Origin of the sequence: Buttiauxella massiliensis (assembly GCF_902500225.1) — a bacterium.
Classification (GTDB): domain Bacteria; phylum Pseudomonadota; class Gammaproteobacteria; order Enterobacterales; family Enterobacteriaceae; genus Buttiauxella; species Buttiauxella massiliensis.
In genome coordinates this window covers 1-17,975 of the sequence record NZ_LR722674.1, presented here as the reverse complement: position 1 = coordinate 17,975, position 17,975 = coordinate 1, and the positions used below count along the sequence as shown (strand labels likewise).

Annotated in this window: 16 protein-coding genes and 2 pseudogenes; 9 read left to right on the top strand and 9 right to left on the bottom strand. The window is 50.4% G+C overall.

Annotated elements, in window-relative coordinates; all coding sequences use genetic code 11:
• Window positions 1-202: 202 nt before the first annotated feature.
• On the bottom strand, window positions 203-2,575 hold the full coding sequence (gene ppsA, locus GC128_RS22450; protein ID WP_151996136.1) for a phosphoenolpyruvate synthase: 2,373 nt from the start codon (window positions 2,573-2,575) through the stop codon (window positions 203-205).
• Window positions 2,576-2,899: 324 nt separating this feature from the next.
• Here ppsA and ppsR point away from each other — a divergent pair, with 324 nt between their 5' ends.
• The 8 genes from ppsR (at window position 2,900) to GC128_RS22410 (ending at window position 11,200) form a co-directional block, all read left to right on the top strand.
• On the top strand, window positions 2,900-3,733 hold the full coding sequence (ppsR, locus tag GC128_RS22445; protein WP_151996135.1) for a posphoenolpyruvate synthetase regulatory kinase/phosphorylase PpsR: 834 nt from the start codon (window positions 2,900-2,902) through the stop codon (window positions 3,731-3,733).
• 159 nt (window positions 3,734-3,892) lie between these two features.
• Entirely contained in the window at window positions 3,893-4,939 is a 1,047-nt protein-coding gene (gene aroH, locus GC128_RS22440) for a 3-deoxy-7-phosphoheptulonate synthase AroH (protein ID WP_151996134.1), read from the top strand.
• Between the two features lie 203 nt (window positions 4,940-5,142).
• On the top strand, window positions 5,143-5,307 hold the full coding sequence (gene hemP, locus GC128_RS22435; RefSeq protein WP_034455958.1) for a hemin uptake protein HemP: 165 nt from the start codon (window positions 5,143-5,145) through the stop codon (window positions 5,305-5,307).
• Between the two features lie 293 nt (window positions 5,308-5,600).
• Entirely contained in the window at window positions 5,601-7,577 is a 1,977-nt protein-coding gene (locus GC128_RS22430; RefSeq protein WP_151996133.1) for a TonB-dependent hemoglobin/transferrin/lactoferrin family receptor, read from the top strand.
• Between the two features lie 9 nt (window positions 7,578-7,586).
• Window positions 7,587-8,618: a hemin-degrading factor gene (locus GC128_RS22425; protein ID WP_151996132.1), complete on the top strand. Its 1,032-nt coding sequence runs from the start codon at window positions 7,587-7,589 to the stop codon at window positions 8,616-8,618.
• On the top strand, window positions 8,615-9,430 hold the full coding sequence (locus tag GC128_RS22420; protein ID WP_151996131.1) for a heme/hemin ABC transporter substrate-binding protein: 816 nt from the start codon (window positions 8,615-8,617) through the stop codon (window positions 9,428-9,430). Before GC128_RS22425 ends, GC128_RS22420 begins: the two co-directional genes overlap by 4 nt.
• A gap of 35 nt (window positions 9,431-9,465) precedes the next feature.
• On the top strand, window positions 9,466-10,428 hold the full coding sequence (locus GC128_RS22415) for a FecCD family ABC transporter permease (protein WP_151996137.1): 963 nt from the start codon (window positions 9,466-9,468) through the stop codon (window positions 10,426-10,428).
• Window positions 10,421-11,200 carry a heme ABC transporter ATP-binding protein gene (locus GC128_RS22410; protein ID WP_151996130.1) on the top strand — a complete coding sequence of 260 codons (780 nt, stop codon included), beginning with the start codon at window positions 10,421-10,423 and terminating at the stop codon, window positions 11,198-11,200. Before GC128_RS22415 ends, GC128_RS22410 begins: the two co-directional genes overlap by 8 nt.
• Before the next feature lie 4 nt (window positions 11,201-11,204).
• Here GC128_RS22410 and selO read toward each other — a convergent pair whose 3' ends face one another.
• From selO to GC128_RS22380, 6 genes are all read right to left on the bottom strand, one after another.
• Window positions 11,205-12,650 carry a protein adenylyltransferase SelO gene (selO, locus tag GC128_RS22405; protein ID WP_151996129.1) on the bottom strand — a complete coding sequence of 482 codons (1,446 nt, stop codon included), beginning with the start codon at window positions 12,648-12,650 and terminating at the stop codon, window positions 11,205-11,207.
• 78 nt (window positions 12,651-12,728) lie between these two features.
• On the bottom strand, window positions 12,729-13,445 hold the full coding sequence (locus tag GC128_RS22400) for an EAL domain-containing protein (protein WP_151996128.1): 717 nt from the start codon (window positions 13,443-13,445) through the stop codon (window positions 12,729-12,731).
• A gap of 167 nt (window positions 13,446-13,612) precedes the next feature.
• On the bottom strand, window positions 13,613-14,587 hold the full coding sequence (locus tag GC128_RS22395) for a LacI family DNA-binding transcriptional regulator (RefSeq protein ID WP_151996127.1): 975 nt from the start codon (window positions 14,585-14,587) through the stop codon (window positions 13,613-13,615).
• 137 nt (window positions 14,588-14,724) lie between these two features.
• Entirely contained in the window at window positions 14,725-15,186 is a 462-nt protein-coding gene (locus GC128_RS22390) for an NlpC/P60 family protein (protein WP_034455965.1), read from the bottom strand.
• A gap of 80 nt (window positions 15,187-15,266) precedes the next feature.
• Complete coding sequence (btuD, locus tag GC128_RS22385) at window positions 15,267-16,013, bottom strand: vitamin B12 ABC transporter ATP-binding protein BtuD (protein ID WP_151996126.1); 747 nt, start codon at window positions 16,011-16,013, stop codon at window positions 15,267-15,269.
• Window positions 16,013-16,561, bottom strand: coding sequence for a glutathione peroxidase (locus GC128_RS22380; RefSeq protein ID WP_151996125.1), 549 nt, complete (start codon window positions 16,559-16,561; stop codon window positions 16,013-16,015). Before GC128_RS22380 ends, btuD begins: the two co-directional genes overlap by 1 nt.
• A gap of 282 nt (window positions 16,562-16,843) precedes the next feature.
• On the opposite strand from GC128_RS22380, the pseudogene GC128_RS22375 reads away from it, so the two are divergent.
• Window positions 16,844-17,113, top strand: a pseudogene (locus GC128_RS22375) (SOS response-associated peptidase family protein); the annotation flags it as partial.
• On the opposite strand, the pseudogene GC128_RS22370 reads toward GC128_RS22375, so the two are convergent.
• Together GC128_RS22370 and GC128_RS22365 are read right to left on the bottom strand one after the other, a co-directional pair.
• Window positions 17,113-17,325 (bottom strand): annotated as a pseudogene (locus GC128_RS22370) (DUF1441 family protein); the annotation flags it as partial. The pseudogenes GC128_RS22375 and GC128_RS22370 sit on opposite strands and share 1 nt — an antisense overlap.
• A gap of 206 nt (window positions 17,326-17,531) precedes the next feature.
• On the bottom strand, window positions 17,532-17,876 hold the full coding sequence (locus GC128_RS22365) for a DUF2190 family protein (protein ID WP_151996123.1): 345 nt from the start codon (window positions 17,874-17,876) through the stop codon (window positions 17,532-17,534).
• Between the last annotated feature and the right edge of the window lie 99 nt (window positions 17,877-17,975).

Here is a 17,975-nt window from a genome sequence, read left to right as displayed (position 1 = left end):
GACTTGTTCGACAACGGCCAATTTAAAGGATAGAGGGTAATCGCGTTGCGTGCGTTTAACGTACTGGTTCATCACATTTTCCTCATAGTACGAGTTAAATGTGTCAACGCTATTTAGGACGGGTCAGAACCATAAAAAAGGTCCCTCAAGAATGAGGGACCTTTGTAGACTTCTGGCGGATGACTCCACCCTATAAAGAACTCTATTTATTGGTTTCTGCGAGGCTTAGCCAGGTTTGCACCACCGTGTCCGGGTTCAGGGAAAGACTATCAATCCCTTCTTCCATCAACCAGGCTGCAAAATCTTCATGGTCGGATGGACCCTGACCACAAATTCCCACATATTTGCCCTGTTTCTTCGCCGCTTTAATCGCCATCGACAGCAGTGCTTTCACCGCGTCGTTGCGTTCGTCAAACAGTTCAGAAACTACGCCGGAGTCGCGGTCCAGCCCCAACGCCAGCTGAGTCATGTCGTTTGAACCAATGGAGAAACCATCAAAATATTGCAGGAACTCATCTGCCAGCAAGGCGTTAGATGGGATCTCACACATCATGATAATTTTCAGCCCGTTCTCACCGCGTTTCAGACCCTGACGTTCCAGCTCTTCCACCACCGCTTTGGCCTGCGCAACAGTTCGTACGAACGGCACCATCACTTCGACGTTAGTCAGGCCCATGTCGTTACGTACCCGTTTCATTGCAGCACATTCCAGCGCGAAACAGTCGCGGAAGCTGTCAGCCACGTAACGGCCTGCGCCACGGAAACCAAGCATCGGGTTTTCTTCATGCGGCTCGTAACGCTCGCCGCCAACCAGGTTGGCGTATTCGTTAGATTTGAAATCAGAAAGACGCACGATAACTCGCTTCGGCCAGAATGCTGCACCGAGTGTCGCAATCCCTTCTGTCAGGCGACCGACGTAAAACTCAACCGGATCGTCATAACCTTTCATCATCTCGCGGATTTCTTTTTGCAACGCAGGCTCTTGCTGGTCGAACTCCAGCAACGCACGCGGATGCACGCCAATCATACGGTTGATGATGAACTCCAGACGCGCCAGTCCCACACCTTCGTTCGGCAGGCAGGCAAAATCAAATGCACGATCCGGGTTACCAACGTTCATCATGATTTTCAGCGGCAGGTCCGGCATGGTATCTACCGTGGAACTGTTGATGCTGAAATCCAGTAGTTCCTGGTAAACATAACCGGTGTCCCCTTCGGCGCAGGAAACCGTAACGTTCTGGTCATCCGTCATGCGTTCAGTGGCATCGCCACAACCCACAACAGCAGGAATCCCCAGTTCACGAGCGATAATCGCTGCGTGACAAGTACGGCCGCCACGGTTGGTGACAATTGCCGCCGCCTTTTTCATGATCGGTTCCCAGTCCGGGTCGGTCATATCGGTGACTAAAACGTCGCCTGGCTGAATGAGGTTCATCTCGCTAATGTCATGAATCACTTTAACCGGGCCCGCGCCGATGCGATGACCGATGGCGCGTCCTTCAGCAATGATTTTGCCTTGAGAATGCAGCTGATAACGCTCCATCACCTGGCCCTGAGAACGGACGGTTTCCGGGCGAGCCTGGACAATAAACAACTTGCCAGTGTGCCCATCTTTGGCCCATTCGATATCCATCGGACGGCCATAGTGTTTCTCAATTTGTACAGCCTGCTTCGCCAGCTCCTGCACTTCTTCAGGCGTGATAGAGAACTTATCACGGTCGGCTTGCGGCACATCTTCGATACGCACCTGCTTGCCATGCTCCTGGCTTGGGGCATAAACCATACGGATTTTCTTCGAGCCCATATTGCGGCGCACAATCGATGGTTTACCCGCAGCTAAAGTTGGCTTGTGAACGTAGAATTCATCAGGGTTAACGGCACCCTGTACCACCATTTCACCCAGACCATAGGCGGAGGTGATAAACACCACCTGGTCAAAACCAGATTCAGTGTCGATGGAGAAGAGCACGCCAGAGGATGCAAGGTCTGAACGAACCATGCGCTGGACGCCAGCCGAGAGCGCAACACCACGGTGATCATAACCCTGGTGGACGCGATACGAGATAGCACGGTCATTGAACAGGGAAGCAAATACATGCTTCACGGCAATCAATACCGCGTCATAACCTTGTACGTTGAGGAAAGTTTCTTGTTGTCCGGCGAACGACGCATCTGGCATATCTTCAGCTGTTGCAGAAGAACGCACGGCAAAAGAGGCATCAGCATCGTCTGAGGAAAGCTGTTCGTAAGCATCATGAATGGCTTTTTCAAGCTCAGGCTGGAATGGTGTATCGATTATCCATTGGCGGATTTGTGCACCGGCTTTGGAAAGCTCAGTCACATCGTCAATATCCGTTTTGTCCAGCAATTCATAGATACGCTGGTTAACACCACTCTGGTCAAGAAACAGGTTAAATGCCTCGGCCGTGGTGGCAAAACCATTCGGCACGGAAACACCCATACCGGAAAGGTTAGTAATCATTTCACCCAGAGAGGCATTTTTGCCCCCGACCCTGTCTACATCATTCATGCCGAGTTGGTTGTACCAAAGCACCAGCGGTGACGAGTTGGACATCGAAACAATCCTTTTGTGATATATGAATGAGAATTACATTACATCCCTTTTAGATTGGCATAATTAGATGAGGGAATAAAACAGGTGAATCGTTCAAGCAAAATAAAAATTTGAATTTTTCAGATATATTTACATTCTATCTAACTTGTTGATTCTTAATTTAATCCCTATATTAATAAAGGTTTATTAATAAAGTAAAAATGAACCGTGCATTTCATTAAAAATAAAAACTACGTTTCAGTTTTAAAAATGAAATGAGATTGATCCAGGATGGAAGGTTTTAATTTATGCTTCAGCCTATGTGAAACATTTCAGGAATAAAAAATGGATAACTCAGCAGACAGGCAAGTTTTTTATATTTCCGATGGCACCGCGATCACCGCCGAAGTCCTTGGACATGCGGTTATGTCTCAGTTTCCTGTTGCCATTAACAGCATCACGCTGCCGTTTGTTGAAAACGAAAGCCGGGCCAATGCGGTGAAAGAACAAATCAATGCCATTTATCAACAATCTGGCGTGCGACCATTAGTGTTCTACTCCATCGTTTTACCAGAAATTCGCGATATTATTTTGCAAAGTGAAGGTTTTTGTCAGGATATCGTGCAAGCGCTGGTTGCGCCTTTACAGCAGGAATTAAAGCTGGAACCGACGCCGATTGCTCACCGAACTCACGGTCTTAATCCGGGAAATTTAATCAAATATGATGCGCGTATTGCCGCAATTGACTACACACTCGCGCATGATGACGGCATTTCAATGCGCAATCTCGATCAAGCACAAGTTATCTTGCTTGGCGTATCGCGCTGCGGCAAAACCCCAACCAGTTTGTACCTTGCGATGCAGTTTGGTATTCGAGCGGCAAATTACCCGTTTATTGCCGATGATATGGATAACATTCAGCTGCCAGCAGTGTTGAAACCTTTGCAACATAAGCTCTTTGGTTTGACTATCAACCCAGAACGTCTTGCGGCAATTCGTGAAGAGCGCCGTGAAAACAGCCGTTATGCATCGATGCGCCAATGCCGCCTGGAAGTGGCTGAGGTTGAAGCCCTATTTCGTAAAAATCAGATTCGCTATCTCAACAGTACCAATTACTCGGTTGAAGAGATGGCGACCAAGATCCTCGATATCATGGGCTTAAATCGTCGCATGTACTAACAAACTAGTGCAAAGGTGCAATTTTGTATGGTAGGGTGTACAGAATCTGGTGGTAACGATTCAGTTCTACGGTTGAATTCAACATAAATTGGTTTATCGTGACTGCCATCACTTCCCGGTACTCCTGCCGAGCTGAAGACAAAATTTCTGAGACACCCAATGAATAAAACAGATGAATTGCGCACAGCGCGCATCGATAGTCTGGTAACACCTGCGGAACTCGCACAGCATCTGGCTGTATCCCAGGAAGTTGCACAAAACGTAACGGCTTCCCGTCGTCGGATCGAAAAAATTCTTAATGGCGAAGACAATCGCCTACTAGTGATTGTTGGCCCTTGCTCAATCCATGATCTGGATGCGGCAATGGATTACGCCCGTCGATTGCAGACTGCGCGTGAGAAACACCAGCATCGCCTTGAAATCGTAATGCGTACCTATTTCGAAAAACCGCGCACGGTAGTGGGTTGGAAAGGGTTGATTTCAGATCCCGATTTAAACGGTAGTTACCGCGTAAACCACGGTATCGAGCAGGCGCGCCGCCTGTTGCTGCAAGTGAATGAACTCGGCGTGCCAACGGCGACCGAATTCCTCGATATGGTGATCGGGCAGTACATTGCCGATTTGATTAGCTGGGGTGCGATTGGCGCACGTACCACCGAAAGCCAGATCCACCGTGAGATGGCCTCCGCGCTTTCATGCCCGGTCGGATTCAAAAATGGCACCGACGGCAACACGCGTATTGCAGTTGATGCCATTCGTGCCGCCCGCGCCAGCCATATGTTCCTTTCGCCGGACAAACACGGCCAGATGACCATTTACCAAACCAGCGGCAACCCGTACGGCCATATCATCATGCGCGGCGGCAAACAGCCGAACTACCACGCAGCCGACATCGCCGCGGCGTGTGACAGCCTGCATGAGTTTGATTTGCCAGAACAACTAGTGATCGACTTCAGCCATGGTAATTGCCAGAAGCAGCACCGCCGCCAGCTCGAAGTTTGCGAAGATGTCTGTAACCAAATTCGCAATGGTTCGCGGGCAATTGCGGGCATTATGGCTGAAAGTTTCATTCGCGAAGGCACGCAGAAAATTGTTGCCGGGCAGCCACTGGTGTACGGACAATCAATTACCGACCCTTGCCTGAACTGGGAAGACACCGAAACGCTGCTCGATATGCTGGCAGACGCAACGGATAGCCGTTTCTAAATTTTCGGTGGATGACGATCATCCGCACTATAACCGCATTTCCCAGGTCGGATTAGCGTAAGCGACATCCGACCTTTTACCCTCTTCCGCTCAAAATTGATCCATTCACAAATTTCTTACAAATAACACTTGATGATGAAACATAGTTTATTGATAATGATTATCATTGTTACATTGATTGTCATTTGTAAACAGAGTGAAACATGGATAAAGCATTCACCCCTACGAATCCGCAATCTGCGGCTGGCCCACGTCAGATAGACAGCAAGCTTTTGCTCGGCCCTGACGGACGTGTGGTTATTGTTCACGAAGGCCAGCAATATCAGTTAAGACAAACTCAGGCCGGGAAGTTAATCCTGACCAAATAAATTCCCTTCTTACTTCAAGTTGTTGATGCGTTGGCGACTCGCCTTCCTACAACTCGAATTATTTAGGGGGAATAGAACCTAAATACAACCCAAATTATTTCTCCGAAATAGTTCGAGTTGCATCGCGGCGGCAAGGGAACGGATCCCGATGAGCTTACATAAGTAAGTGATTCGGGTGAGTGACGCAGCCAACAAAGATGCGGCTTAAAATATGAAGGAGAAACGCAAGCCACCCAGGTTTTTCATCATCCCAGGCAGCCAGCGCTTTTAAATTTTCTTATGGAGATTTGCGCATGCCTGCTTTACACACAGTCGGCTTCCGTCTGTCATTACTGACTGTTGCGGTTTTTTCTGCACTGCCCGCTTTCGCGAAAGACGATCAAATGACCGTGGTGGCCACCGGCAACCAACGCAGCACATTTGAAGCACCAATGATGGTTACCGTTATTGATGCCAATACCCCTGAAAGCCAAACTTCATCATCTGCCGCTGACATGCTGCGCCGGGTGCCCGGGATCACTCTTTCCGGCACCGGCCGCACCAATGGTCAGGACGTCAACATGCGCGGTTACGATCGCCGTGGCGTGTTGATGCTGGTTGATGGCGTACGCCAGGGCACAGACACCGGGCATCTCAACAGCACTTTTCTTGACCCGGCTTTAATCAAGCGTATCGAAGTGGTGCGCGGCCCGGCAGCTCTGCTGTACGGCAGCGGTGCACTCGGCGGTGTGATTTCTTACGAAACCGCAGATGCCAGCGATTTGCTGTATGAAGGCCAGAACAGTGGTTTCCGCGTGTTTGGTAGCGGTGCGACGGGCGATCACAGTGTCGGAATGGGTGCCAGCGCCTTTGGCCGCACGGATAACCTTGATGGCCTGGTTGCGTGGTCGAGCCGCGACCGTGGCGACATCCGCCAGAGCGACGGCGAAACCGCGCCAAACGATGAAAACATCGGTAACTTCCTGACTAAAGGCACCTGGTATATCGACCCGGCGCAGTCACTTGCAGGCTCTCTGCGTTACTACAATAACGCCGCACAGGAGCCTAAAAACCCACAGACGACTAACGCTGACTCAAGCAACCCGATGGTTGACCGCTCAACCATTCAGCGCGACGCTCAGTTGAAATACCACATTGGGCCGGAGCAAAGCGATTGGCTAAACGCCGATGCTACCGCCTACTGGTCTGAAGCTCGCATCAACGCGCAGGGCCAAACTGATGGTGCTGAGTTCCGCAAGCAAACCACCACTGGTGGAAAAGTCGAAAACCGCAGCCGTGTATTTACCGACAGTTTCGCCGCCCACCTGCTGACTTACGGCGGCGAGTATTATCGTCAGGAACAAAAACCTGGCGGCAACACCACTGGTTTCCCTCAGGCCAACATCGACTTCGGCTCCGGCTGGTTGCAGGATGAAATCACCCTGCGCGACCTGCCTGTCTCCCTGTTAGCCGGCACACGCTATGACAATTACAGCGGCAGCAGCGACGGCTATGACGACGTGAACGCCGATAAATGGTCATCGCGTGGCGCACTGTCCATTACACCAACCGAATGGTTGATGCTGTTTGGATCTTATGCGCAGGCGTTCCGCGCCCCAACCATGGGCGAAATGTATAACGATGCGAAACACTTCTCTATCGGCACGCGTTACACCAACTACTGGGTTCCGAACCCGAATCTGCGCCCGGAAACTAACGAAACGCAGGAATACGGCTTTGGCTTACGCTTCGACGATTTAATGCTGGCTGAAGACGGCCTCGAATTTAAAGCCAGCTACTTCGATACCAAAGCAAAAGACTACATTTCTACCACCGTCGATTTCGCCAAAGCGACCACCATGTCCTATAACGTCCCTGATGCCAAAATCTGGGGTTGGGATATGACGGCTAAGTACACCAGCGCGTGGTTCAGTTTAGATCTGGCCTACAACCGCACCCGTGGTAAAGACACCGATACCGGTGACTGGATTTCAAGCCTGAACCCGGACACTGTCACCAGCATCCTCGATGTTCCGGTGGCACAAAGTGGCTTCTCCGTAGGCTGGGTTGGCACTTTTGCTGAACGCTCAACGCATATCAGCAGCAGCTACAGCGCGCAGCCGGGTTACGGCGTGAACGATTTCTATGTCAGCTATACAGGCCAGCAGCAGTTGCGCGGGCTAACTACTTCCCTGGTACTGGGTAACGCCTTTGATAAGGAATACTGGTCGCCACAGGGGCTCCCACAAGATGGCCGTAACGGCAAAATCTTCGTTAGTTATCAATGGTAAGGAAGCAATATGACTCAGCGTTATGAAAACTGGTTGCAGCTCAAACAACAGCACCCTAAAAAATATGCTCGCGACATCGCAAAACTTATGAACATCAGCGAGGCCGAACTGACTCATGCTCGTGTAGGGCATGATGCATGGCGCTTAAAAGGTGAAGTGCGCGACATTCTCGCCTCCCTTGAAAACGTGGGCGAAATCAAGTCCATTTGCCGTAACGAATATGCGGTGCATGAACAAGTTGGACGTTTTGAGAACCAACAACTTCATGGCCATGCTGGGCTGGTTCTTAACCCCCGCGCGCTGGATTTGCGTCTGTTCCTCAATCAATGGGCTTTCGCATTCCATATTCGTGAGGAAACCGCTCGCGGTGAACGCCAGAGCATTCAGTTCTTTGACCATCAGGGTGATGCGCTGTTGAAGGTGTATACCACCGACAACACCGATTTCGCTGCCTGGGGCGATATGCTGGCGAAGTTTATTTATGCCGATAACCCGGAGCTTGAGCTGCAAGCAGCAGAAGAAAGCGTGATGACGCCTGTGGTAGATGGCCAGCAGGTTGATTCCGAATGGCGCAGCCTGCGTGACGTGCATCAGTTCTTTGGTCTGCTCAAACGCCACCAGCTAACACGCCAGCAGGCATTTCGCCTTGTCGCTGAAGACCTGGCCTGCCAGGTTGATAACAGCGCACTGGCGAAGCTGTTAGCTCAGGCGAAACAGGATCAAAATGAAATTATGATCTTCGTCGGCAACCAGGGCACCGTGCAGATTTTCACTGGCAAGGTGGAAAAAGTTGTGCCAATGGATAACTGGATCAATATCTTCAACCCTCAGTTCACCCTGCACTTGATGGGCGACACCATCGCGGAAAGCTGGGTGACGCGTAAACCAAGCGGCGATGGCTTCGTGACAAGCCTGGAACTGTTTGCGGCTGACGGCACGCAAATCGCGCAACTTTACGGTCAACGTACAGAAGGCGAGCCTGAGCAGCAGCAGTGGCGCTCACAGTTGGAAGCATTGGTAAGCAAAGGGCTGGCCGCATGAAACGCTGGTTAATTGCCCTGCTTGCAATGCCAGTGATTGCGAGCGCCAATGAACGAGTGGTGGCAATTGGTGGCGACGTTACGGAAATTGCCTTTGCACTAGGTTCGGGTGACCAGTTGGTCGCCCGGGACAGCACCAGTCTGCATCCAGAGGCTGCAACAAAGCTGCCTGATGTCGGTTACTTGCGCCAGCTTAATGCCGAAGGGATTCTGGCTATGCGCCCGACGCTGGTACTCGCGAGTGCACAGGCCAAACCTTCGCTCGCACTTGAGCAAGTCGCCAGTAGCAACGTCAAAGTGGTCACTATTCCGGCGAGTAATTCACTGGATGCTATCGTTGAGAAGATTGACGCAGTCGCGCAAGCGATGGGGAAAACGGCTCAGGGCGATGCTTTGCGCAAGCAAGTGCAGAGCAAACTGGCGTCGATTCCGGAAAAACCATTGCCGGTGAAAGTGCTGTTCATCATGAGTCACGGTGGTATGACCGCGATGGCGGCCGGGCAAGAGACGGCGGCTGATGCTGCGATTCACGCCGCGGGTTTGCAAAATGCGATGCAAGGTTTCAAGCGTTATCAGCCAATGTCGCAGGAGGGCGTGATTGCCAGCAAGCCGCAATTGGTACTGGTCACAGCCGACGGTGTGAAAACCCTTGGTGGTGAAGATAACGTCTGGAAACTGCCGGGTCTTGCGCAAACTCCCGCTGGGAAAAGCCGGCAGCTGTTAGTTGTTGATGATATGGCGTTGCTCGGTTTTGGCCTGCAAACACCCGATGCGATCCTTGCGTTACGTAAGAAAGCGGAGCAATTGCCTTGATACGCCGTCCCCTGCCCCAACGCGCTCTGTTCGCCATGATTTTGGCGTTACTGGCACTGTCTTTGGTTGCCGCCAATTTAGGTGCCATGCGTCTTTCCATCGCCGTGCTGTGGCAAACTCAGGATGAAGCGTTGCGTCATATCTGGCTCAACATTCGTCTGCCGCGAGTATTGCTAGCAACGCTTGTGGGCGGCGCACTGGCACTTTCAGGCTGCGTGATGCAGGGGCTATTTCGCAACCCGCTGGCTGATCCAGGTTTACTTGGGATCAGTAGCGGTGCTGCACTTGCGGTTGGGTTTTCAGTAGTCCTGCCGATCGCACTACCGGCAGTCCTGGCATTATATGTTCCAATGCTTGCCGCATTTGTTGGCAGTCTCGCGGTCACGCTGGTGATCTTCTTCTTAAGCCGCCAGGGTAACAACAGTCTTTCGCGCTTGCTGCTGGTAGGGATTGCCATCAATGCGCTTTGCGGCGCGGCGGTCGGCGTGCTTTCCTGGATAAGTAATGATGCCCAATTGCGCCAGTTATCGCTTTGGGGAATGGGTAGCCTTGGGCAAGCACAGTGGTCAACCTTACTTGCTACCGCTTCGTTTATTCTCCCGGCTTCGCTGGCTATCGCGTTTCTGTCCAGACGCCTTAATCTGTTACAGCTTGGAGATGAAGAAGCCCATTATCTTGGCGTGGATGTCAAAAAAACCCAACGGCAACTGCTGATTTTAAGTGCGTTGTTAGTCGCAGCAGCCGTTGCCATAAGCGGTGTGATTGGCTTTGTTGGTTTAGTTGTTCCGCACTTAGTACGGATGTGGCTAGGTGCCGATCATCGCTGGCTGATTCCCGGATCAGTGCTGGCTGGCGCAATGCTCCTGTTGGTTGCCGATACCCTCGCCCGCACGCTGGTTGCACCCGCTGAAATGCCCGTTGGCCTGCTGACCAGCCTGCTTGGCGGCCCATGGTTTTTAGCAATGATTTTCCGCCCAGGGAGGGAAACTGATGGCTGATTTACTGCAGGCGAAAAACGTTACGTTTCGCCCAGGCGAGCGAAAATTACTCGATGACATTAATCTGACGCTGGCTGCCGGTGAAGTCGTGGCGCTAATCGGCCCTAACGGTGCCGGAAAATCTACGCTGCTGAGGGTACTGACTGGTTTCCAGCCACCAGACGGTGGCGAAATTACCCTTGCTGGACGCCCACTCACTTCATGGTCTGGAGATGCTCTGTCGCGTAAACGTGCGGTCATGCGCCAGCGCAGCGGTATGGCGTTCAGTTGGGCTGTTGAAGATGTGATTGCTATGGGGCGCGCGCCGTGGCCGGAGAAAGAGACAAAATCTGTCGTTCAGGAAGTGATGGCGCTCACGGGGTGCGATACGCTTGCCGGGCGCGATTTCTGCCAGCTTTCTGGTGGTGAACAACAGCGCGTGCAACTGGCTCGTGCACTGGCGCAACTATGGCTGGATGGGCAACCCCACGGCTGGCTGTTTTTAGATGAACCGACCTCGGCGCTCGATCTGTATCATCAGCAACATATCTTGCGTTTACTGCGCCGTTTATCTCTGATGGGAACATTATCGGTTTGCGTTGTGCTGCATGATTTGAATCTGGCCGCACTGTGGGCTGACCGAATTGTATTGCTGCATGAAGGGAAGTTGGTGGCAAATGGTACACCGCAGCAGGTGTTGAATGAATCGACCTTGCAACATTGGTATCAGGCAGATTTACGGGTGTTCAATCATCCAGAACACCCGGTGCCTCAGGTTTGGTTACAGCAATAATAGGCTAACTAGAGCAACTAACCTCCAGGCGTTTGCCCCAGTCCGGCGGACGTTGTGTCAAATCGTCCGAATGTTCAGCAAATGGCTGGCGCAGTGCTTCATGTAGTTCAACCAGAACACTTACATCACCTTTATCGGCGGCATCGATGGCACGCTGAGCCAACCAGTTACGCAGAACAATTGAAGGATTTGCAGCTTTCATTGCCTGCTGGCGCTGCTCGTCACTGACCTGCTCAATTTGGAGACGAGTACGATAGCGGGTAAACCAGCTATCAAAAGCGGCTCTGTCGATAAATTCATCCCGTAGCGGTGAGCTTGCTGAATTTTGCTCAGTCAGGCTTAGCATTCTGAAAGTGCGCGTGTAATCGCTACCCTCTTTTGCCATCAAGCCAAACAGTTCTGTGAGAATTTCATTATCTGCCGTTTGTTCGGTCAACAGGCCCAATTTGCCGCGCATTAACTCCCCGAATGCTTTCATCAGCGCGAACTGATAGTGATCGAGCAATTCGTTGAGCCATTCCACCGAGATAAACGGTGACAGCGTCTGCGCCAGGCGTTGCAGATTCCATAGACCCACGGCTGGCTGATTATCAAAAGCATAACGCCCCTGATGATCGGAATGGTTGCAGATAAAATCAGGCTGATAGTCATCAAGGAAACCGTACGGGCCGTAATCCATCGTCAGGCCGAGAATCGACATATTGTCAGTATTCATCACGCCATGGGAGAAACCGACAGTTTGCCAGTTAGCAATCATCTGCGCGGTACGCTCGACAACATCGCGGAACCAAAGCTGATATTTATCTTTTTCATCAACCAGATGCGGCCAGTGATGGGCAATCACATAATCTGCCAATTGCTGTACTTTTTCGGGTTCACGGCGATAGTAGAAATGCTCGAAGTGGCCAAACCGGGCGTGGCTTTGCGCCACACGAATCAGCATAGCGCCTTGCTCAGTGGTTTCGCGGCGTACTGGGGTGTCGCTGGTGACGATACTGAGCGCACGCGTGGTTGGGATCCCTAAGCCATGCATCGCTTCACTGGCGAGAAATTCACGCACCGTTGAGCGCAACACGGCGCGGCCATCGCCCATCCGCGAATAAGGCGTTAAGCCTGCACCTTTCAAGTGCCAGTCAAATTTTCGCCCGTCATCCAACTGTTGTTCACCGAGCAAAATACCGCGCCCGTCGCCAAGTTGCCCCGCCCAGACACCAAACTGATGCCCACTATAAACCTGAGCTAAAGGCTGCATACCCGGAAGCAGCATTTCGCCACTCCAGATACCCGCATGAGATTCGTCAAACAATGAGGCATCAAGCCCGAGGTCATCAGCCAATGGACGGTTATAATAAAAAAGCCGGGAATGATGCAGCGGCGTTGGCTTCAGAGCCGTGTAAAAGCCGGGCAATTCGTCGTGCCAGCTATTGTTAAATACAGGTTTATTGGTCATGTTACCTCCTGCCGATAGTGTAGTGCTTGTACGAGGTTTTAAACACAGCACGTTGGCAGGGGTATTCACTCAAGCGGGTTAATTAGAATGAAACCAGTCAGTTAATGCCTTAGGTGCAATAGCCGGCCAGCAATTACCCTGCATGGCGAAGGTAGTTAATGAGAGGACTTTCTTGCGCGCTGAGTCGTCATCAATACCCGTTATAACTAATGTCTGGCAAAAAGGAGTAAGTTGGGCAAGCATTGCTAACATAAAGGGTTCAAAAGAACGTTGTTTAATTTGTTTATGAATAAATAATTTATCCATAAATACACGTTTAAATAGCCCATCAAAAATCGGTTTAGTCGTCGCTACTCCCGCACCAAAATTAGCCAACACTAATGAATAATGCTTACACATTGTTACTAAACGCGTATTTTCATTGCCACAATTTAACTCGGGGAAATTTTCATTGATAGAAAACTCAATGAACGGAAGCTGCGCCAGGCGGGAAGTTAGCGCCGGATTGGCTAAAATCTCATCAACGATTACCGCACTTATATTTACCCAGACAACCATGCTCTGAGCCTTAAAGAATTCTTGATAGTTTTCGAGTAATTCTATTTGCTCATGAAACAATATTAATTGCTGTTCTGATTTAATAACTGGCGTAACTAATTCTGTTGGAATACGCACCGGCGCATCGACCCCAACAAAATTAACCAATAATTCAACACCTAAAACTTCGCCCTTCGGCAAGTAAACAGGCTGGAAATAAAAATCCGAACGATATTGTGCATCGAGTAAGAGGATCATGTTGCCAGCCGTGTTTCGAATGAGGTGGATGGCATCGTGACACGATGAACATCCAGCGTTAACTGGATTGATTTGATTGTATTTAAACGCAAGGTCATCCTTGATATGTGTATCAGATTCTTTTCGAATATAATTATATTATCCTGGTTATCCTCCTATCGCCAGTTTTAGCGAATATGACGGACGGAATCACGGTGGATTATCTCGGGAGAAAAAGATTCATTCTCATAATCATTTTCCAATAATTTACGGATCGCAAAACGAGCCATTTCACTTATCGGAAAATGAACACTGGTAATTGCAGGTCGAACAAACGCGGCTCTTTCTCCACTGTCGTAACAAACCAGTGAGATATCCTGGGGTATTCGCAGCCCGCGTTCAGTGATTGCCAGCATCGCACCTACTGCCAATTCCTCATTACAACAATAAATAGCCGTCGGTTGGGTACTTTCAAGTAACTGAGATGCCATCTGATAGCCAGCCGGCATGTCGTACTCGCCACCCAGCACCGCAATAGGCACAAGCTGCGCCTGATTCATGGCATCAATAAAGCCCCGAAGACGCAGTAAGCTTGAAGACCGCCCACCCGGCCCATGCAAACAAGCAATTGCAGTATGGCCGGCATCAATCAGAACCTGAGTACCAAGAGCACTCGCCGCAAGATGATCAAACACCACACAGCGTGGCTCAAGCCCCGGTACATCCCGGTCCAGAATAATGAATTTGCGGTCTTGTTCAGCTAATTGCACAAGAGTGGCATCGGTGATGGCACGGACATGTAATATCAGACCGTCACAACGTAAATTAAACATTCGCTGAATAGCATTGAGTTCTTTCTCAGCAGTATCACGCCCTTGAGTCACTAATAGCTGTTTTCCCTGTAATTCAGTTTCACTCTGAATGGTATCCATCAGTGCCCCGAAGAAACCGCCACGATAAGAGGTCGTGACAAGCCCTAAGGTATTGCTTTGACTGGATGCTAGAGCTCGGGCCGCAGGATTCGGCGTGTAGCCTAATTCAATGATCGCCGCTTCAACTTTGATTCGGGTCTGCACGTTAACTTTACTATCGCCATTCACCACGCGCGAGACGGTCGCCCGGGATACACCTGCGCTGGCGGCAACATCTTCGAGAGTAACCATGAACTATCCTTTAGTGGGAGCGAAATGCTCCCAGATATTACCTGATATCGTGAATCGCACCTGGGTTAGCCACGCAATTGCTGAAGGGAGTCACGTTTAGGGCCAATAGACTGGCCCTGCACGAGGAAAAAGCTGTGCTAGATACGGCGGGCCTGCCAGAATTTCTTGCTCCAGTAGACATTATCGAGAGACGAGCGCATCACGCCCCGGCTGGTCGAGGCATGAATGAATTGGTTGTCCGTATCGTAAATACCAACATGCAGGCCACTTTCACCGGACCCCGTCTTAAAGAACACCAGATCGCCCGGGAGTAAATCATCTTTATCAATTTCAGTGCCAATTTTAGCCTGTTGGCGCGTTTCGCGTGGCAGTTGCAGATCAAACCGGTCACGGAAAGTAATTGACACAAAACCGGAGCAATCGACGCCACGACGGCTCATGCCACCATAACGATACGGAGTGCCATGCCAGCCGCTGAGTTGATCATTAAGCCTGGCAATTACCGTTATCGAGTCTGAAAGACGAGAATTTGGAGGTGGCGCATGATGACTACACCCAGCAAGCACCAGACATGCCACTACAAGAATCCATACACGCATTTTCAGGCTAGTCCTCACCCGTTTATAATTTCCAGTAATTTAGCGCTTACCTATGATTTGGTGCAAGTTTTTACCAGCAACTAAAGTGTGGCTATCAGCATGCTATGCCCTTCAACCTGCATTCTGCGAAAGTGCATGTTATAGGCTGTCGCTAAATGCTGCACAGACAGCACATCATCCCGCTGACCTTGCGCAATCATTTTACCCGCACGCAACAACCAGACAGTATGTGCATGACGCAAACTGTGGTTCAAATCATGGCTGCTCATCACCACTGCAATGCCCGCTTCGCATAATGCCATCAGAATTCTGTCCAGCGCAGTTTGCTGAGCAATATCCAGACTGTTCATTGGCTCATCCAGCAGGAGCAAGCGCCCATGCGGGTTAATTTCAGGGTGAATTTGCAATACAACTGCTGCCAGGCGAACACGCTGCCACTCGCCACCAGAAAGCTGGTTAACACTGCGCGTGAGTTTATCTGTCAGACCCAGACTGCTAACGAGCTTGAGCATCACGTTATCGTCAGGACTGACTTGCTGATGCATTTGCAGGTAGTGCCAGACAGGCATGGAAAATGGTGGCATTTGTTGCTGAGAGAGATAAGCACGATGGTGAGCCAGTTGCGTAGGTTGCCATTTGTTCAGGTTGCTGCCGGCAAAGGTAATTTCCCCGCCCCCCAAACTCAACCCCGCAGCCCTCATTAATAATGTGCTTTTCCCCGCGCCGTTTGGCCCGACAAGATGCACCAGTTCGCCCGTGCGTACCGTGGCGGAAATCGGCCCTAACCGCTCCGCCACAACCACATCGTTAAGCTGTAACAACGACATTATCTCGCTAGCGCCGACTTAATAGCATTAATAACCACTGGATCTTCAGGCGTCATATCCGGTGAAAAACGTTGAATAACCTGGCCATCGCGCCCGATAAGGAATTTCTCGAAGTTCCACAGAATATCGCCAACATGAGCAGGCGCACGCCCTTTGCTGCTCATGCGTTCAAAAAAACCACTCCCAGCAGGCGCAACCGCAGTTGGCGCAGCAGCCACTAATTTTTGGTACAACGGGTGACGATTCTCTCCGTTGACATCCACTTTGCTAAACATCGGGAACGTTACGCCATAAGTGGTGCTGCAAAAGGTTTTGATCTCTTCTTCGCTGCCCGGTTCCTGGCCCAGGAACTGATTGCATGGGAAACCCAGAACAGAGAAACCTTCGTGCTGCAGCTCTTTTTGCAGATTCTCTAACTGTTCGTATTGCACCGTCAGACCGCATTTAGAGGCTACATTTACCACCAGCAATACTTTACCTTTCCAGTTTTCGAGCGTTGTCGCTTCACCGTCAATGGTGGTGACTTCAGTATTCAGAATGTCTTGCATTGTGTCCCCTTAAATTGAAATCAAACGATGGATTATTTCCCAGCCTTTAATAGTAGCCATATAAAGAAACCAATTCCAGAATCTCTTGATAATCATAAATTTATACTTAAAACAAAGAATTAGGAATTGCCTCAACGGCAAATAGCGGCAAATAAAAGCTAATTACGTGTCCCCATTCATGCCCCTGACGCCTGATTCGCCCCCAATTTTGCCCCCAAATTTACTCCATAAATCCATGACATGCTGCCTGCATCTATACTTTCAGTTTAATTGGGGGTGAGCATGTGCGGACGCTTTACTCAAATCCGGTCGCGTGACGACTATCTTGAATTTCTCGCTGGAGAGATCGAGAAAGACATCGCTTACGATTCTGAACCGATTGCACGTTACAACGTTGCACCAGGCACTAAAGTACTCCTCTTGAATAACCGTGATGATGCCCTTCACCTCGATCCTGTTCATTGGGGATACGCGCCCGGTTGGTGGGATAAACAGCCGCTAATAAACGCGCGGGTAGAAACTGCGGCAACCAGCCGGATGTTTAAACCGTTGTCTGAAGGCTGCATGTTTTCAGTGGATACTGAAACGCTCGGGATCATCAGCTCAGTTAACACATCGGTGATGAGGTAGAGCTTCAGTTTGCTGTTGCTGCCGGGTGCCGGAGGGACGTTTTTAAGACGGGCGGCAACGGTCTGGCGATGTACGCCAGTGATGCCGGCGAGCTGGTTGATGTTGAGTTTGTGGGTAGCTACTTCTTGGTCCAGGATGGTGAACACTTTTTGAACGTTTCGACATCTTTGCAAATTGCCATTCTTATAAAACAGTAAGTTACGCACATGATGATGATGACCCTAAAACATGAAAACTAGCCGCTTTCCGCGTGCCCGCCGCCTCGTGGCTGGCCGGATCCCCGGGAGTACCTTTTCAAATGATATTTATTATCATTTAACGTAATTTTGGTCGATGCGGGTCAGAAGCCAAGACGCACGCGCCCTTCGGCTTCGCCCGCGTTGGTGGTGATCCACGCTGTGCCAGCCACTGCGTGCGCGACGTTGCTGGCATCCTTATCCTGTGCAGTCAGCTCACCATCAGCAGTCAGCCACAGCCGCGCACCGCGCTGCCATGTTTCAGCTGCCACCTTCGGCAGAACAAACACGCCGGTCATCATCAGCTCACCGTCTTCACTCGCAGGGATGTCATGCTGAGCGATACCCGTAATCGCGCCAACTGCAACAGCCTGGCCGGATACAACGGCCTTACCCGTACCGTTATGCCAGTCCATAGTGTTGCCTTCCTGATAGTAGTTTTTAGCCATCTGTAGTTCTCTTTATTCCGACTGCTATTAAAATTATTAAACAAAGTATTAAGACTATATATTGCATCTTTATTATCAAAATCGAACATAATATTATGT

What these genes read in the sequence shown, in the direction of transcription:
- GC128_RS22365 (WP_151996123.1), bottom strand. Translation starts at nt 17,876, where the DNA reads ATGGCTAAAAACTACTATCAGGAAGGCAACACTATGGACTGGCATAAC.
- ppsA (WP_151996136.1), bottom strand. Translation starts at nt 2,575, where the DNA reads ATGTCCAACTCGTCACCGCTGGTGCTTTGGTACAACCAACTCGGCATG.
- GC128_RS22400 (WP_151996128.1), bottom strand. Translation starts at nt 13,445, where the DNA reads ATGATCCTCTTACTCGATGCACAATATCGTTCGGATTTTTATTTCCAG.
- ppsR (WP_151996135.1), top strand. Translation starts at nt 2,900, where the DNA reads ATGGATAACTCAGCAGACAGGCAAGTTTTTTATATTTCCGATGGCACC.
- GC128_RS22390 (WP_034455965.1), bottom strand. Translation starts at nt 15,186, where the DNA reads ATGCGTGTATGGATTCTTGTAGTGGCATGTCTGGTGCTTGCTGGGTGT.
- GC128_RS22420 (WP_151996131.1), top strand. Translation starts at nt 8,615, where the DNA reads ATGAAACGCTGGTTAATTGCCCTGCTTGCAATGCCAGTGATTGCGAGC.
- btuD (WP_151996126.1), bottom strand. Translation starts at nt 16,013, where the DNA reads ATGTCGTTGTTACAGCTTAACGATGTGGTTGTGGCGGAGCGGTTAGGG.
- GC128_RS22380 (WP_151996125.1), bottom strand. Translation starts at nt 16,561, where the DNA reads ATGCAAGACATTCTGAATACTGAAGTCACCACCATTGACGGTGAAGCG.
- GC128_RS22425 (WP_151996132.1), top strand. Translation starts at nt 7,587, where the DNA reads ATGACTCAGCGTTATGAAAACTGGTTGCAGCTCAAACAACAGCACCCT.
- GC128_RS22430 (WP_151996133.1), top strand. Translation starts at nt 5,601, where the DNA reads ATGCCTGCTTTACACACAGTCGGCTTCCGTCTGTCATTACTGACTGTT.
- selO (WP_151996129.1), bottom strand. Translation starts at nt 12,650, where the DNA reads ATGACCAATAAACCTGTATTTAACAATAGCTGGCACGACGAATTGCCC.
- hemP (WP_034455958.1), top strand. Translation starts at nt 5,143, where the DNA reads ATGGATAAAGCATTCACCCCTACGAATCCGCAATCTGCGGCTGGCCCA.
- GC128_RS22415 (WP_151996137.1), top strand. Translation starts at nt 9,466, where the DNA reads ATGATTTTGGCGTTACTGGCACTGTCTTTGGTTGCCGCCAATTTAGGT.
- GC128_RS22395 (WP_151996127.1), bottom strand. Translation starts at nt 14,587, where the DNA reads ATGGTTACTCTCGAAGATGTTGCCGCCAGCGCAGGTGTATCCCGGGCG.
- GC128_RS22410 (WP_151996130.1), top strand. Translation starts at nt 10,421, where the DNA reads ATGGCTGATTTACTGCAGGCGAAAAACGTTACGTTTCGCCCAGGCGAG.
- aroH (WP_151996134.1), top strand. Translation starts at nt 3,893, where the DNA reads ATGAATAAAACAGATGAATTGCGCACAGCGCGCATCGATAGTCTGGTA.